The sequence below is a fragment of the Colwellia sp. SU-HH01217 genome (assembly GCF_057543495.1).
Genome location: NZ_BAAJLX010000011.1, coordinates 82,494 through 98,084 on the forward strand (window position 1 = coordinate 82,494; position 15,591 = coordinate 98,084).

At 38.8% G+C, this 15,591-nt stretch carries 15 protein-coding genes; 8 read left to right on the forward strand and 7 right to left on the reverse strand.

Annotated features, from left to right (window positions below):
- Nucleotides 1-42 precede the first annotated feature (42 nt).
- The 5 genes from AC27G3_RS13465 to cyaY are packed head-to-tail and all read right to left on the reverse strand — an operon-like array spanning nt 43 to nt 4,719.
- Nucleotides 43-1,251: a heme biosynthesis HemY N-terminal domain-containing protein gene (locus AC27G3_RS13465; RefSeq protein WP_487122359.1), complete on the reverse strand. Its 1,209-nt coding sequence runs from the start codon at nt 1,249-1,251 to the stop codon at nt 43-45.
- On the reverse strand, nt 1,248-2,627 hold the full coding sequence (locus tag AC27G3_RS13470; protein ID WP_487122361.1) for a uroporphyrinogen-III C-methyltransferase: 1,380 nt from the start codon (nt 2,625-2,627) through the stop codon (nt 1,248-1,250). Before AC27G3_RS13470 ends, AC27G3_RS13465 begins: the two co-directional genes overlap by 4 nt.
- A gap of 40 nt (nt 2,628-2,667) precedes the next feature.
- Nucleotides 2,668-3,459, reverse strand: a complete 792-nt coding sequence (locus AC27G3_RS13475; protein ID WP_487122363.1) for a uroporphyrinogen-III synthase — start codon at nt 3,457-3,459, stop codon at nt 2,668-2,670.
- Entirely contained in the window at nt 3,443-4,378 is a 936-nt protein-coding gene (hemC, locus tag AC27G3_RS13480) for a hydroxymethylbilane synthase (RefSeq protein WP_487122365.1), read from the reverse strand. The genes AC27G3_RS13475 and hemC overlap by 17 nt, the downstream gene beginning before the upstream one ends.
- Before the next feature lie 20 nt (nt 4,379-4,398).
- Entirely contained in the window at nt 4,399-4,719 is a 321-nt protein-coding gene (gene cyaY / locus AC27G3_RS13485; RefSeq protein WP_487122367.1) for an iron donor protein CyaY, read from the reverse strand.
- Between the two features lie 183 nt (nt 4,720-4,902).
- Here cyaY and AC27G3_RS13490 point away from each other — a divergent pair, with 183 nt between their 5' ends.
- The 7 genes from AC27G3_RS13490 to AC27G3_RS13520 are packed head-to-tail and all read left to right on the forward strand — an operon-like array spanning nt 4,903 to nt 12,316.
- On the forward strand, nt 4,903-5,124 hold the full coding sequence (locus tag AC27G3_RS13490) for a lipoprotein (RefSeq protein ID WP_487122369.1): 222 nt from the start codon (nt 4,903-4,905) through the stop codon (nt 5,122-5,124).
- Complete coding sequence (lysA, locus tag AC27G3_RS13495) at nt 5,124-6,371, forward strand: diaminopimelate decarboxylase (protein ID WP_487122371.1); 1,248 nt, start codon at nt 5,124-5,126, stop codon at nt 6,369-6,371. The genes AC27G3_RS13490 and lysA overlap by 1 nt, the downstream gene beginning before the upstream one ends.
- 37 nt (nt 6,372-6,408) lie before the next feature.
- Nucleotides 6,409-7,239: a diaminopimelate epimerase gene (gene dapF, locus AC27G3_RS13500; protein ID WP_487122373.1), complete on the forward strand. Its 831-nt coding sequence runs from the start codon at nt 6,409-6,411 to the stop codon at nt 7,237-7,239.
- A gap of 18 nt (nt 7,240-7,257) precedes the next feature.
- Nucleotides 7,258-8,007 carry a DUF484 family protein gene (locus AC27G3_RS13505; protein WP_487122374.1) on the forward strand — a complete coding sequence of 250 codons (750 nt, stop codon included), beginning with the start codon at nt 7,258-7,260 and terminating at the stop codon, nt 8,005-8,007.
- A 14-nt stretch (nt 8,008-8,021) separates the two neighbouring features.
- Entirely contained in the window at nt 8,022-8,765 is a 744-nt protein-coding gene (locus AC27G3_RS13510; protein WP_487122376.1) for an HAD-IA family hydrolase, read from the forward strand.
- Nucleotides 8,766-8,824: 59 nt separating this feature from the next.
- Complete coding sequence (gene uvrD / locus AC27G3_RS13515) at nt 8,825-11,020, forward strand: DNA helicase II (protein ID WP_487122378.1); 2,196 nt, start codon at nt 8,825-8,827, stop codon at nt 11,018-11,020.
- Nucleotides 11,021-11,053: 33 nt separating this feature from the next.
- Nucleotides 11,054-12,316, forward strand: coding sequence for a diguanylate cyclase (locus AC27G3_RS13520; RefSeq protein WP_487122380.1), 1,263 nt, complete (start codon nt 11,054-11,056; stop codon nt 12,314-12,316).
- 7 nt (nt 12,317-12,323) lie between these two features.
- Here AC27G3_RS13520 and rarD read toward each other — a convergent pair whose 3' ends face one another.
- Nucleotides 12,324-13,226 carry an EamA family transporter RarD gene (gene rarD / locus AC27G3_RS13525; RefSeq protein ID WP_487122382.1) on the reverse strand — a complete coding sequence of 301 codons (903 nt, stop codon included), beginning with the start codon at nt 13,224-13,226 and terminating at the stop codon, nt 12,324-12,326.
- Between the two features lie 481 nt (nt 13,227-13,707).
- Here rarD and AC27G3_RS13530 point away from each other — a divergent pair, with 481 nt between their 5' ends.
- On the forward strand, nt 13,708-14,589 hold the full coding sequence (locus tag AC27G3_RS13530; RefSeq protein WP_487122384.1) for an NAD(P)-dependent oxidoreductase: 882 nt from the start codon (nt 13,708-13,710) through the stop codon (nt 14,587-14,589).
- A 178-nt stretch (nt 14,590-14,767) separates the two neighbouring features.
- On the opposite strand, the gene AC27G3_RS13535 is transcribed toward AC27G3_RS13530, so the two are convergent.
- Nucleotides 14,768-15,505 carry a FadR/GntR family transcriptional regulator gene (locus tag AC27G3_RS13535; RefSeq protein WP_487122386.1) on the reverse strand — a complete coding sequence of 246 codons (738 nt, stop codon included), beginning with the start codon at nt 15,503-15,505 and terminating at the stop codon, nt 14,768-14,770.
- Between the last annotated feature and the right edge of the window lie 86 nt (nt 15,506-15,591).

A 15,591-nucleotide genomic window follows, 5' to 3' on the forward strand; every position in this document is an offset into this window, starting at 1 on the left:
TTAACTCTTAGCTTAAATTCCCGCCATTGAGCGGGAATTTTTTTAGGTAATAGCTTTTTTCAGTAAGTTAAAAGCTTGTTCATGCTTGCCTTGTTCATTTAGTGCTGATGAACAAGCCTTAGCGTCACGCAAGTTGATTGAATACTCTTCAATATTAAATAAGGTGTAAAACGCTTTTTCACTCATTTGCCACTGGCCGCTCGCTAGCGCTAAATGACCTAAGCAAGATAACCACTTAACACTTTGTTGATCTTTATGTAGGTGCTTTTGAACCGCCGCAATTAAGCTTTCTGCTTTATTGGCTGTTTGCTCTAAGGGAAGACTCACCAGTTGATGTATAAAATCATCACTCGCTTCTTTTTTAAGTGAAGGTAACAATAATTCTTCTAAAGGCGCAATAATATTGTTTTGCGCTAAGATGCGGCAATAAGCAAATAAAACAGCCTCACGTTGTTTTATTTTTTTCGGTAAGCTTTGCCAGTACGCCGATAAAGCTTTTTGGTCGCGCTCACGCAGTAACTGGCTAAACATGCCACTAAAAGCGGTATTTTCACTCGTTGCTAACTGCGCTTGGTTAACATTTTTGTTTTTTCTTGCCGAGGTTAAGTGTTGTATTGCCCCTTCATAACGCTGTTCAATTAAACATAAGTCAATCTCTAGCTGTAGTAATCGAATATCATGACCAAGTTGCTTATGGTACTTATCTAAAATTAAGCGTGCTTTGTCATATTCTTGATGACTCATAAACAAGCGAACTTTAACAATTATCGACTCTAGACCCGCAATTTTCATGTGATTTTGATCGGCAGTAAACTCTTCAAGTAAGGTTAAATAGTGTTGAGTATTAGGGCGCAACCCTTGCTGTTCGGCAGCTGAAGCAGCCAGTAAGTAAGCGGTATGCTGCTGATGTGCAGGTTCTGCACTTTTTGCTAATAAATGCTCAGCTTGTTGATAATCTTTTAACACATAAGCAGAAACGCCTTTATTAAAGTCTTTAACTGCTCGTCGATGACTGGCAAAAGCAATTTTTCGCCAACCACCAAAGCCGAATCGATAGCCACCACGTAACATTTTTAAGGCCAGTAAAGTGATTAACAGTATGACAATAAACCAGAAAATAGCGGTATAAACTGTTAACTCAATAACTTTACCCTTCATTGCGATGGCGATATAACCAGGTTCGCTGATCAGCATTGGTGTTAAGGCAACTACCAGTAAAAAGAGTACGATAATGCCAATAAAGCGGATCATAATTGCTCCTCGCTTTCATCAGGTTTAGCTGATTTTTTAGCTTCCTCAATGGCTTTTGCTTTTCTGTCTGCTTCTTTTTGAATCGCTTTTTCCTTTTGAATTTGCTCTTCTAAAGTCAGCTTAGAGGGTGATGTTTTATCTTCTTCATCTTGTGCTTTTTCTTGCTCATCACTCGATGGCTTAACTGGATCGACAAGAGGTTTGAACGAGGTGTTATTGAAGATAGGTCGATCGTCAAGAATATTGTGTAGCGCAGAAAGTGACGATAAGGTACTTGGGTAATCGAAACTCACAAGTTCCTTCTTCAATTGTTTAATACGTACTAAAAATTCTTGGTTACGGGTATCTTGCATATCAAAATAATTAGATAACCAAGCTTGAATATCCTCAAGAGATTTAAGATAGAGCTGACTCTTACCTTCTCTTGCTGCCCATTGAGCTTGTTGTAATTTCAAGCTAAGATTTTCTTTTAAATTTTGTTGATATTGTGGCGATAACAAAGGCTTAGCACTGCCGTCACGAATATGAATAACAACAAAGGTGTCTAAAAAGTTTCGCCAAGTTTTGGCTAGGTTGTCTTGCCAATCGTTTACATCACTTGTAAGTGCTAAATCCGCCGTGTCCTTGTCTTTATTGACTTGCTCCATCACCAAAGGTAAATCGGTTAACTGTTTATCTAAAGCCATTAATGAAAGCACGATATTTTCGATTGGTAGAACCGGCATAAGTTGCAGTGCTTCAATATCTTGATGAATGAGTTTTCTAACAGGTAAAAAGTTAGGGCTATTAAGTTCTGCTAATCGGCTATCAGCATCTTTTAATAGGTTTATTGATGCCCGAGTATCACGTTCTAACCACATGGTTCTGGCGGCGATTCGGATCAAGTATTCCGCTTCATGAATAAGCCAGTCACTGGGTTTGTTTTGTTCAAGTCGGGCAACTGCATTTTCTAACTGTTCTAATTTTTTATTGCTATCGGCTTTAACTTTCGCTTCTACTTGCTGTAACTGAGCTGAAAACTGACTTTGCTGTTGATTAAGTTGTTGAGTGACGCTTTGCTGGGTTGCTAAATTGTCACGTTGGCTTGAAGTCGTTAATTCATTAGCTAATGCAAGGCGTTGTTGGTTTAGCCAATAAAAACTGGCAGCAGCAACGCCAATAGCAGCTAATGCTAAAAGCAAAGCGAGTAAGCCAACCTTTGACAGTTTACTTTTGCTTTCGGTTGTTTTTATCTCTTTACGGTTGTTTTTTACGCTGGCGGGCGTAGAGGTTGCTTTAGACTCACTAATTTTAGGAGGTGTCGATGTCGCAGAGGCCGACTTTTTCTCAGGAGAGTTAGCGTGATCATTTTCTTGTGATGTTTTTTTGTCTGTCATGATCTTATTCCGTAATTGACATATTGAATGCTCGAAAAGTTTAAGTTAATACCTTAATAATTGCTTGATCGTTAGCCCCGTTAGCATTAATAACGTTGCGTAAGCCAAGCGCTTGTGCATTATTTGCAATACGTTCGCTGGCCACTACCCAAGTACAAGTAGTTAACCAGTGAGTAAAAGGCAACTTTTCTTCCTGTGTTAAAGTATCAAGAAAAGCCGTTATTATGTCTACAATTCTTTGTAATAAAGCGTTACTAGTAATTACGATAGCGCTTATTTTTGCTGCTTGCCATTGTTTCACCATATTATCAGAAAATGTTCGCCATACACGTTGGTAACTTTCAAGATAGTTTACTTTGGCGCCACGTTCACTAAGTTCAGTGTATAAATGCTCTCTGCCCCCATCGCCACGGACAATAAGAATATTTTTATTGAAAACACTCGACAGAGCATCTAAGCGAAGTAACCCTTCACTGGTGTGTAGTTCAGGGCAAATAACAGAGCGAATATCGCATACCTCTAGAGCCTTTTTTGTTGCTTGACCGACAGTGAAAAACTGAATGTTTTTATCGCTAGTAAGCTTTGCCCACGTTTTTATTGGTAGTGCTTGGTTAGCGAAGTTAACCGCTGCACTACTAATAAAAATAATAATATCCGGTGAATTTATTTTTAAACTGGTGCTGATAGCTTGTTGACTGACGATTTGTTGATAGTCAAAAAAGGACTGGCAACTGGCTGAGATACCAATTGTTTCTAGTTGGTGTGCTAATTGTCGGCCTTTTTCTTCAGGACGAGTAATTAGCACATGTTGACGATTATTGTTGATCGGCATAAACCTGTTTTAAAATCACGTCGGCGCCTTGCGACAATAAAGTTTGAGCAAGACTATTTCCTATGCTTTCACCTTGTTCGAGGGTGCCTCGAATATCGCTTTGTATGATTTTACTGCCATCAACAGCACCGACTAAGCCTCGTAAGTAAATTTCGTTGTCTTCAATCACTGCATAAGCACCAATGGGGACTTGGCAGCCACCTTCCAATGCTCTATTCATGGCACGCTCGGCAAGAACGCGAATACGAGTATTGGTATCTTCTAATGGAGCAAGTAACGCCTTAATGGTTTGATCATCGGTGCGACATTCAATACCTACTGCGCCTTGCCCGTTAGCTGGCAACATAACTTCAGGTTCAATAAATTGACGAATTCGCTCAGGCATTCTTAGCCTAATCATACCGGCAGCCGCTAAAATAATGGCGTCGTATTCACCATCATCTAATTTTCTTAAACGGGTATTAACGTTACCTCGTAAATCTCGAATATCTAGATCTGGACGAGACGCTTTAATTTGACATTGACGGCGTAAACTTGAAGTACCCACAATAGCGCCTTGTGGCAGTGCATCAATACTATCAAAGTTATTTGAAACAAAAGCATCGCGTGGATCTTCTCTAGGACAAATTACTTCTAGCCCTAAGCCATCAGGAAAATCTACCGGCACATCTTTCATCGAATGAACGGCGATATCGGCACGATTTTCTAAAATTGCTACTTCAAGCTCTTTAACAAACAAGCCTTTACCGCCCACTTTGGCTAAAGGCGTATCTAAGATGACATCGCCTTTGGTGGTCATTGGGATAAGTTCAACGGTAACATCGCGATGAAAATGTTCTAGTTGAGCTTTAACATACTCTGCTTGCCACATTGCTAACGCACTTTTACGTGTAGCAATGCGGACGATTTTATTGGTCATTTGTCAGTCCTAAATAGGGATTATTGTGCTGATAAGTTGATAGGGGTATCTGCTTGTTTTGACACTGCATCAGAAAGAAATTGCCAAAACTCGCCACCACCACGATTGTCTATCCATTGGTCGTTTTCAAATGCGAAGTGATGACCATTAAATTTAGTTGCCACCCACACTTGGTGTAAAGGTGCTTGCTTGTTGATAATGATTTTGGTTTTATTGAGAAAGGTAAGCGTTAAAATTCCGCTAGCGCCTTCAAAGTCTATATCCGTTCCACATTCTTCAATAGCTTCTTCAACGGCTAAAATTAACTCGTCAGATAAGGCATTATATTGGCTGTCGTTCATTGCACTTCCTTTGTTAATAACTGGCTATTTACATTTTTATTTAGCTATAGCGTTATTAATGGCTGTAATTGATGATAAGCATGTGAGTATAATACCAATCACCTTAGAAAAAATCACTTTCAGCGTGACTTTGGTTGATAAAAAAATTGATTTAAACGACTTTCATGGCTTAAAACTCAACAAATGAATTTACAACATAAAAAACTTTTAATTTCTTGCTGCTTTTTTTCACTTATCGCATTGGCGGGTTGTGGTTTAAAAGCCGATTTGTATCAATCACCTGAGTCGGTAAAGGGTGAAGGAATTATACCTGAAGAAGATACAAAGCAAACAGAGCAAAGTGAAGATAAAATTGATAACAAAACAACTGAAGCACACAGCTCAGATAAGCAGGAGATAGAATAGTGGATTTTTTTAATCAAAAAGAGGGTTCATTATTTGCTGAAAATTGCCAAGTGTCAGCAATTGCGAAGCAATACGGCACCCCATTATATTTATACTCAAGAGCAACCATAGAACGTCATTGGCATGCCTTTAATGACGCTGCGTCTGAACAAGATCATCTTATCTGTTATGCAGTGAAAGCAAACAGTAACTTAGCGGTATTAAATGTTATGGCGCGCTTAGGTTCAGGCTTTGACATTGTTTCTCAAGGTGAGTTATCTCGTGTTTTAGCTGCTGGAGGCGATCCAAGTAAAGTTGTTTTTTCTGGGGTTGGTAAAAAGTCTTCTGAAATCGCCTTTGCTTTAGAGCAAGGAATTTACTGTTTTAATGTTGAATCTGCCCCTGAATTAGCCAGAATTAATGATGTGGCCAAGTCGATGGATAAAATTGCGCCTATATCATTAAGGGTTAATCCAGATGTTGACGCCGGTACGCATCCTTATATATCTACTGGTTTAAAAGAGAATAAGTTTGGTGTTGCCATTGACGACGCTGAAGCGATTTATCAATACGCAGCGAGCTTATCCCACTTAGCCGTGAAAGGAGTTGATTGTCATATTGGTTCACAATTAACCGAGTTAACGCCATTTTTAGATGCTTTAGATCGAGTATTACTTTTGGTTGATAATTTAGCCGCTAAAGGTATTAAGTTATCTCACTTAGATGTTGGTGGCGGATTAGGTGTATGTTATCAAGCGGAAAATCCACCGCATCCTGAACAATACGCCAAAGCGCTGGCTGATAAATTAACGGGTTATGATCTTAAACTTATTTATGAACCCGGTAGAGCAATAATGGCGAATGCTGGCATCTTAGTAACCGAAGTCGAATTTTTAAAAGAAAACGAAGACAGAAACTTTGCGATTGTTGATGCGGCCATGAATGACTTAATTCGGCCGGCACTTTATCAAGCGTGGCAAGCAATTATCCCTGTAGAGCAGCGTGACGACGTGCCTGTTAAACAATATGATGTTGTTGGCCCTGTGTGTGAAACAGGCGACTTTTTAGGTAAAGAACGTGAATTGGCAATAAAACCAGGCGATTTACTCGCTGTTCGTTCTTCTGGAGCTTATGGTTTTACCATGAGCTCAAATTACAACAGCCGCCCTCGTGCTGTTGAAGTTATGGTTGATGGTGGGCAAACTCATATTGTGCGCCAAAGAGAAACCATTGAGCAGTTATGGCAGGGTGAAACATTATTACCGTAAGGTGTTGGTTTTCGTTTTTTAATAAGAAGATGAATAAATGTTAGTAAACTTTTCTAAAATGCATGGCTTGGGCAATGACTTTATGGTTATTGATAATGTGACCCAGAGCGTTTATTTGTCTACCGAGCAAATTAAAAAGCTTGCCGATCGTAATTTTGGTATTGGCTTTGACCAATTGTTAATTGTTGAGCCTCCGTACGATCCCGATTTAGATTTTCATTATCGTATTTTTAACGCTGACGGTAGTGAAGTGGCGCAATGCGGTAATGGCGCACGCTGTTTTGCCCGTTTTGTGCGTATGAAAGGCCTTATTAATAAAAATAAAATAAAAGTCTCTACCCAATCGGGCAAGATGACGTTATTTATTGAACGTGACGGTAATGTATCTGTGAACATGCCAGTACCTCGCTTTGAGCCTAAGCAAGTCCCTTTTAACGCGCAAAAGGTAGAAGGCACTTACATTTTACGCAGCGAAGCTGAAACTGTCCTTTGTGGTGTGGTTTCTATGGGAAATCCACATTGTGTCATTACTGTCGACTCTGTTAGCGAAGCGCCAGTTGAAACATTAGGCTACGAACTTTCTCATCATGAACGTTTTCCTAAACAGGCTAATGTTGGCTTTATGGAGGTTGTTTCGCCAGAGGCCATTAAACTTAGAGTTTATGAGCGTGGTGCTGCAGAAACCTTAGCTTGTGGCAGTGGCGCTTGTGCCGCAGTGGTTATTGGCCAAATGCAAAAGAAATTAGCGAAACAAGTAACTGTTGAATTACCTGGCGGACAATTGAGAATTTATTGGAAAGGCCCCGGCAATCCAGTAAAAATGTCAGGCCCTGCAGTACATGTATTTGATGGACAAATTCAGCTTTAATCAATGTAAAATATAATTATGACCAACGAACGAATTTTAAAAAAAGAGCAAGGCCTCACTATGACAGACAATGAAAAAATATTGGGGTTGGCTGCGTTACAATCAGATGAACTGCCATTAACGGATGAGATGGTTTGCGCATATTTAACAGACAACCCAGAGTTTTTTAATCGTAACCCACAATTACTCACCAGTTTGCGATTAGCCGATAATCACCGTGGTGCTGTTTCATTAGTTGAAAGGCAACAGCAACAACTTCGTCAAAAAGCGCACGCACTCGAGGAAGAAATCACTGAACTTATGTCAGTGGCTAATAACAACGAACAGCTTTTTACACTCTATAGTGATTTGTATTTACGCCTGCTTGATTGTCAAACCGCAGAAGAGTTAATTGATTGTTTGCATCAAGCAACAACCGAATTATTATCATTGTCAGATTTAAAGTTGTGGCTACACAAAGACATCGCTATGAATCATTTTGCCCTTGTTAAAAACGATTGTACGGGGGTTATGCAAAATAGATTAACTAAAGAAGACTATTATTTTGGTCGATTGCAACAAAGTGAGCAGCAATTGATTTTTTCAGCGCCGACATCAGGTTCTGTCGTATTAATGAAGTTAACCAACGACTCCAATAACGTAGATTTAGGTTTTATCGCTATTAATAGCCAAGATGCAGAACATTTTGACCCACGTATGGATACCTTGTTAATTAGCCAATTTAAAAAGCTGGTTGCTAAGTTATTACAAAAGCATTTAGCGCTTTAAGTGTACGTTAATTGATGAAATATTATCGCCGCCCAACTCCTATTAAAGCGATCAGCTTTGATTTAGACGATACCTTGTATGCTAATTCGCCAATAATGATCGGCGCAGAAGAAAAAATGCTAACTTTTTTTGCCGAGCTTTTTAACGATATACCCGTTACAAATAAATTAGCCAGTAAGCATAAGTTCGTTTTTGATCAACAGTTTTGGCTGCCGTTTAAACAACAAGCCATTGCTAAGCAGCCTTTAATTTTTCATGATGTTGTCGCGTTTCGACTTGAAAGTTATTATCTAGGTGCTTGTGCATTAGGGTATTCATCTCAACAAGCAAAAATAAAAGCGCAACAAGGAATGGATTACTTCGCTGTTGTTCGCAGTCAATTTACCGTACCCCAAGCAAGCCATGAGTTACTCAAAAAATTAGCGCAACATTTTCCTCTAGTAGCTATAACTAATGGAAATGTTGATACCAAAGCGATTGGTCTTGAAGGTTATTTTCAAGATGTTTTCTATGCTGTTGGTGGCCTTAAACAAAAGCCAAGCGCGGATATGTTTCATTTGGCATGTAAACGGTTAACGATTAAACCTCAAGAATTGCTACATGTAGGTGATTGTGGCAATGCTGATATACTCGGCGCAATTGCCGCGGGTTGTCAGGCGGCATGGCTGCCTATTTATCATGTGGGTAAACCTTTAAAAGTGTTACCCCACATTGAATTGTCTTCGGTAAATGAATTGACGGATTTGTTGCCTGATTAACTCGGCACTTATATTCGATATTTTAATTTTTTTTAACTTAACAAATGTGACCTTTTCCAATGGATGTTTCTGAATTACTTGATGCTTTAAATGATAAACAACGTGAAATTGTTGCGGCACCTAAACAAAATATGTTGGTTTTAGCCGGCGCTGGTAGTGGTAAAACTCGAGTGCTGGTTCAGCGTATTGCCTGGCTAATGAAAGTTGAACAAGTATCGCCACACAGTATTCTAGCGGTAACCTTTACCAATAAAGCGGCGGCTGAAATGCGCGCGCGGGTTGAACAAGTGGTTGATGGTAATACTCACGGTATGTGGATAGGGACTTTTCATGGCTTGGCTCATCGTTTATTGCGTATGCACTTTCAAGAAGCAAAGCTACCGCAAAGTTTTCAAGTATTAGACTCAGATGATCAACTTCGTTTAGTTAAGCGTATTATCCGTTCATTAAACTTAGATGAAAAGCGTTGGCCTGCTAAGCAAATGCAGTGGTATATCAATGGCAAAAAAGATGAAGGCATTAGACCACAACACATTGAGGTGTATGACGATCCAACCGAGCAAACTTTTGTAAAAATTTACCAAGGTTATCAAGAGGCATGTGATCGATCAGGATTAGTTGATTTTGCTGAGCTCTTATTGCGCGCTCATGAACTGTGGCTAGACAACCCTGTTTTATTAGAGCATTACCAGCAGCGCTTTAGCCAAATTTTAGTTGATGAATTTCAAGATACCAATGCCATTCAATATGCTTGGTTAAACATGCTCGGTAGAGCAAAAAGCAATGTCATGATTGTCGGCGATGATGATCAATCAATTTATGGTTGGCGTGGAGCAAAAATTGAAAATATTCAACGATTTCTTGACGATTTTGATAATGCTCAAACTATTCGACTAGAACAAAATTATCGTTCAACGGCAAATATTCTAAATTCAGCCAATGAATTGATTACTAAAAATAATAATCGGTTAGGTAAAGAATTGTGGACCGAAGATGATGCTGGCGAGAAAATTTCCATATATACCGCATTTAATGAAATCGACGAAGCTCGTTTTATTGCCGGGCGAATTAATGATTGGAAAGGCAGTGATTGGGGTAAAGATGAAAACAAAGGACAATTAGACCAAGTCGCCATTTTATACCGTAGTAATGCACAGTCTCGTTTATTAGAAGAAGCATTATTACAAGCACAATTACCTTATCGTATTTATGGTGGCCAACGCTTTTTCGAACGCCAAGAAATTAAAGATGCCCTTGCTTATATGCGGTTAATCAACAATCGCGACGACGATGCAGCCTTTGAACGCATTATTAATAAACCAACTCGTGGCATAGGCGAGCAGTCTATCGGGATGGTTCGAGATGCCGCAAAAAGTTTAGAAGTGACGTTATGGCAAGCGTGTCAGCACATGTTACAAGGCGATTTATTAAAAGGACGCAGTGCTAAAACGATTGGTAATTTTATTACGTTAATCGAACAGCTTGAAGATGACTCAAAAGACTTAGATTTAGATCAACAAGTTAACTTCGTTATTAAAAATAGTGGACTTAAAGCAATGTATCAAGCCGAAAAAGGCGAACGTGCGGAGCAGCGTATTGAAAACTTAAATGAATTGGTAACAGCTTGCCAAACGTTTGAGATGGATCCAGAGCTTGAAGATGAACAAACCAAACTGACCGCATTTTTAACCCATGCGGCATTAGAATCAGGCGAGTCGCAAGCCGATGATTACGAACCAGCAGTGCAACTAATGACTATGCATTCTGCAAAGGGTTTAGAGTTTCCATTAGTATTCATTGCAGGGCTTGAAGAAGGTATGTTTCCTTCTCAGCAATCGCAAGAAGATATTAGTCGTTTAGAAGAAGAACGACGTTTATGCTATGTCGGCATGACAAGAGCCATGCATAAGCTATACTTATGTCATGCAGAAAGCCGTCGGTTGTATGGTCAAGAAAAAACTCATAAACCCAGTCGATTTCTACGTGAGCTCCCAAGTGATTGTACAGAAGAAATTCGTTTGCAAAGCCAAGTATCTCGTCCGACAACAACTGGACGATTTTCATCGACTTTTACCACCGAAACTTTTGAAAATACAGGGTTTACTTTAGGGCAACGGGTTATGCATGCTAAATTTGGTGAAGGTGTTGTGCTCAACTATGAAGGCAGTGGTGCACAATCGCGCATCCAAGTTAATTTCGAAGGATTAGGTAGTAAATGGCTAGTGGTTGCTTATGCAAGATTAGAAGCAATTTAACTCAACTAAAATAATTTATAAAAAGGGTAATGTATGCCATCAAATTCAAATCGACTATTAATCGTAGAAGACAGTAAACCTATTGCGACTGTTATTAAGCAAATTGCTAATTCGCTTGGCTTTGATGTAACCATCGCTGCTACCTTAGCGGAAGTTGAAAAAATATTACAAGGTGATAATGATTTTTTTGCTGCCACCATTGATTACGCTTTACCTGACGCCTCGGATGGTGAAGCGATTGATTGCGTATTAACTCATGGCATTCCAAGTGTAGTAATGACGGGTAAAATGGATGACGAAACACGCCAGAAGATTCTTTCTAAACCTGTGATCGACTATATACCAAAAGAAAATAGCCAAGCTTTTTTGTATTTAAAACGGATTTTGCATTGGCAAAAAACTAACCACTCAAATGGAATTCTTGTTGTTGACGACTCTGCTGCAGCTCGCAATCATGTTGTTGAATTATTAAAACGTCGTAATTTTTCAGTTTTTGTCGCTAATGACGGTGTACAAGCGTTAGATGTATTAGCGCAAAACCCTGAAATTAAAATGGTAATAACCGATCTTGAAATGCCGAAAATGGATGGTATTGAACTAACAAACGAGATCAGAAAAATAATAAACCGAGATAAACTAGCGATTATTGGCATTTCTGGCGCGAGTAATGGTATTCATTCAGCGCGCTTTATTAAAAACGGTGCTGATGATTTTTTACGCAAACCTTTTTGTCCCGAAGAGTTCTATTGCCGAATTACACAAAACATCGAAAGTTTAAATAATATTGCCCAAATTCAAAAATCGGCAAACACCGACCATTTAACGGAACTGCCTAACAGGCGTGCATTTTTCAGAGATGCTGAGCGCCTGGTTGCCAAATGCATTGAGAGAAAAATTCCTTACACTGTCGCTGTGCTAGATGTTGATTTTTTCAAAAAAATTAATGATAACTATGGTCATGCCGCTGGAGATCATGTCCTCAAAATTATCGCATTGTATATGCGTAAATTTTTAACCGGAGGCACGATTGCTCGCTTAGGTGGCGAGGAATTTTCCGCCGTTATTACTGGTATCGATGAAGATCAATTATATGCAAAATTAGATGACTTACGCCGTGAAATATCTATTGCTCAGTTAAAACATGAAGACCAACACTTCTCTATTACTGTGAGTTTAGGTGCTGTAATGAACAGTGAGTTGCCACTCACTAAACAAATGAATGAAGCTGATAACGCTTTATATATTTCCAAAGAAAATGGCCGCAATCAAATTACGTTACATGGCAGCCATGATTAATCCACTTTTATAACGTTATTGACTGTCGTCTTGCTTTAAAAGAGTCAAGGCTATAAACAATTAATGCGAGCCAGATAAAGGCAAAAGTAAGCAATTTACTTGTTAGTAAAGGCTCTTGATAATAGTACGTCGCTAAAATAAACATAATACTCGGCCCTATGTATTGAAAGAAACCTAGGGTTGCTAACGTTAACTGTTTGGCGGCAGCGGTAAAGCATAATAGCGGCGCTGTTGTGATAACGCCCGCCAACATTAATGCGATATTTAAACTCCACACATTGTCAAACATATTGCTGGTATTGCTCGATATAAAGAACAGCCAAAAAGTTAAAGCTATCGGTAACATAAGAATTGACTCAACCAGTAAACCTATAAAGGCATCTACCTGTATCTTTTTACGTAATAATCCGTATATTCCAAAAGTAAAAGCTAAGGTTAATGACACTATGGGTAAAGAGCCAATAACTATCAATTGAATGAGTACGCCAACCATTGCTAAAGCAACAGCAAATTTCTGCCAATTTCTTAACCGTTCACCAAGAAAAATCATACCTAGAGCCACACTAAAAAGTGGATTAATAAAATAACCCAAACTTGCATCAAGTAAATGATCATTATTAATTGCCCAAATAAAGACAAACCAATTTACAGCTAAAAATGCAGCACTGGCGGTTAACTTCAATAATATTTTGGGTTGCTTTAAAATCGAAGTAAACACTTTCCACTTACGTGAAACTATAATAATGATTAATAAAAGTACCGTAGACCAGACAATGCGGTGAATAAGAATTTCGCTAGGAGCTATGGTATCAATGAGTTTGAAATAAAGCGGTGCAAAGCCCCAAAGAACATAAGCTGAGATGGCATTTATAACACCTGAATGGCGGTGAGCAACTGAAGTAGTTTTCATTAAAAAGACTTAAAAAATAATTGAGCAGCTACGATCATACCACAGCCATTTTGCAAACGAACAAATATCCGTATCAGAAGGTTATAAGCATAATGGTGGTGACCAAGAAAATTTTAATGTAATACCAATTGATGTAATTGGTTGACAATAATCTTGTGTGTAGTTAATATTATTTTGTTCCTAGAGATTGTAAATATTAACAAGCAGTGACAAATGATAAATAAAGAGGCTTAATTATAGCTTTTAGTTAACGTCTTTACCTATCATATCATTATCAATATAACAGCTCAGGTCCTTACCAAACATTTGTTCGGTAATGCGCTCATTTTGTCACCTCTGACTAAAAACAGTGCCAAATAATCTATTTAATGTGGTTCACGAGCATTAGTGCGCCTAGTTATATACATAAGATATTAATCTGAGCAATAGAGGCAATGCTCTTACTCAGGTAAACATACACCAATATATTTAGGAGTTAGTTATGACAAAACCTATCATAGGTTTCATCGGTCTTGGCCTTATGGGCGGTAACATGGTTGAAAATCTACAAACACGTGGTTTTCAAGTTAATGTTATGGATCTGAATAAAGATGCTGTTGCCAAGGTAATTGCTCGAGGTAATGCAACTGAAGTTACTTCAGCAAAAGAGCTTGCTGAAAAAAGCGACATTGTAATGTTAGCACTTACCACTTCAGTAGTGGTTGAAAAGCTTGTCTATGCTGAAGACGGTATTTTAGCTGGTATTAAAGAAGGCTCTGTATTAGTTGATTTTGGTACTTCTATTCCTGCCTCAACTCGTAAAATTGGCGCAGACCTTGCCAAAAATGGCGCTGGGATGATCGATGCGCCATTAGGTCGCACACCAGCTCACGCTAAAGATGGTTTGTTAAACATTATGGCTGCAGGCGATATAGAAACCTTTAATAAAGTTAAGCCTGTTTTAGAACAACAAGGTGAAAATGTATTCCATCTTGGCGCATTAGGCGCAGGTCATACAACTAAATTGATTAACAACTTCATGGGCATGACTACTGTTACTGCTATGTCACAAGCTTTTGCTGTTGCTGATAAAGCGGGTGTAGATCGCCAACAATTATTCGAAATTATGTCAACAGGCCCGTCTAACTCTCCATTTATGGGCTTTTGTAAAAACTACGCGGTAGATGGCGTCAGTGACTTAGGTTTCTCTATTGCTAACGCTAATAAAGATTTAGGTTACTTCCTTGAAATGGTTAAAGATCTTGGCACTGTTTCACAAATTGCTGAGGGAACTTCTGCTAATCTGCAAGCGGCAGTTGCAGCTGATATGGGTAATGGGAATGTGCCTGAAATATTCGATTACTTTCTTAAATTAGCAAAGTAAATTAGTACTGATTATTCAAAGCATTAACATATATTGATGGGGTGTAGTGAATACTACACTGTTAAGGCCTTTCGTTTGAAAGGCCTTTTTTTGACTGTATTTTATTTAATTATTTAGTTAACACAACCCAGCTTACGTAACACAATAGTAAGTGTATTACGTATTAACGGCTGAGCAGTTAGTTGAGGTTTTTTAACGTAGGGATAGAGTATAAATCGCGCTTTTCATTGTTTTTGCGCTTAATCTCTTCTAGTGCTTTAGTTTCTGCCGCGTCAAATAAGGTATTAATTAAGCGATTAAAATGGCCATGCATTGCGCTTCTCGCTTGAGTGGCGTCACCCGATTTTAATGCATTATATATAGCGGTATGCTCCGCTAAGGTTTTAGCATTATCACTACTACAAACACTGTTGTAATCATTCACTATTTCAGGAGTAGACGATCTCAATTTCCACAAGTTAGACACAGATAAAATCATTGCAGTATTACGGGTTGAGTTAGCAATAATTTGATGGAAAGCTTCATCAGCGGCAGACATGTTTTTACCGTTTTCCATATCTTGCAACGTTTTTTCTAGTTGCTTTAATTCGTCAGCGGTAATTGAGGTGGCTGCTATTGCTGCGACCTCGCCCTCAATAAGTGCTCTTGCTTGAGTGACTTCAAAGGCATTGATTTTTTCACATTTTAAATTAGCAGAAGCTGAATCAAGCACATAAACACCTGAACCCGTTTTAACTTCTATTCTTCCTCTAACTTCCAGAGCAATAATGGCTTCTCTGATCGTAGGGCGGCTAACATTAAAGGTTTCAGCGAGCTCACGTTCTGGGGGTAATCGATTCCCCGCGGTATAGGTACCAGAGTCTATTGAAGCTTCAATACTTTCGACAATTCGCCAAAACAACCTGCGATTGCTCATAATAATTCCTTATTTCATGCCTTATGAGGGTTTTTATACCGACATCATAGCTATTTAAATGGATTAACGCAAAAGCAAATCGCTAT

Excerpts from the sequence above, each read along its gene's own strand:
- AC27G3_RS13465 (WP_487122359.1), bottom strand. The coding sequence starts at position 1,251 with ATGATCCGCTTTATTGGCATTATCGTACTCTTTTTACTGGTAGTTGCC.
- AC27G3_RS13470 (WP_487122361.1), bottom strand. The coding sequence starts at position 2,627 with ATGACAGACAAAAAAACATCACAAGAAAATGATCACGCTAACTCTCCT.
- AC27G3_RS13475 (WP_487122363.1), bottom strand. The coding sequence starts at position 3,459 with ATGCCGATCAACAATAATCGTCAACATGTGCTAATTACTCGTCCTGAA.
- hemC (WP_487122365.1), bottom strand. The coding sequence starts at position 4,378 with ATGACCAATAAAATCGTCCGCATTGCTACACGTAAAAGTGCGTTAGCA.
- cyaY (WP_487122367.1), bottom strand. The coding sequence starts at position 4,719 with ATGAACGACAGCCAATATAATGCCTTATCTGACGAGTTAATTTTAGCC.
- AC27G3_RS13490 (WP_487122369.1), top strand. The coding sequence starts at position 4,903 with ATGAATTTACAACATAAAAAACTTTTAATTTCTTGCTGCTTTTTTTCA.
- dapF (WP_487122373.1), top strand. The coding sequence starts at position 6,409 with ATGTTAGTAAACTTTTCTAAAATGCATGGCTTGGGCAATGACTTTATG.
- AC27G3_RS13505 (WP_487122374.1), top strand. The coding sequence starts at position 7,258 with ATGACCAACGAACGAATTTTAAAAAAAGAGCAAGGCCTCACTATGACA.
- AC27G3_RS13510 (WP_487122376.1), top strand. The coding sequence starts at position 8,022 with ATGAAATATTATCGCCGCCCAACTCCTATTAAAGCGATCAGCTTTGAT.
- uvrD (WP_487122378.1), top strand. The coding sequence starts at position 8,825 with ATGGATGTTTCTGAATTACTTGATGCTTTAAATGATAAACAACGTGAA.
- AC27G3_RS13520 (WP_487122380.1), top strand. The coding sequence starts at position 11,054 with ATGCCATCAAATTCAAATCGACTATTAATCGTAGAAGACAGTAAACCT.
- rarD (WP_487122382.1), bottom strand. The coding sequence starts at position 13,226 with ATGAAAACTACTTCAGTTGCTCACCGCCATTCAGGTGTTATAAATGCC.
- AC27G3_RS13530 (WP_487122384.1), top strand. The coding sequence starts at position 13,708 with ATGACAAAACCTATCATAGGTTTCATCGGTCTTGGCCTTATGGGCGGT.
- AC27G3_RS13535 (WP_487122386.1), bottom strand. The coding sequence starts at position 15,505 with ATGAGCAATCGCAGGTTGTTTTGGCGAATTGTCGAAAGTATTGAAGCT.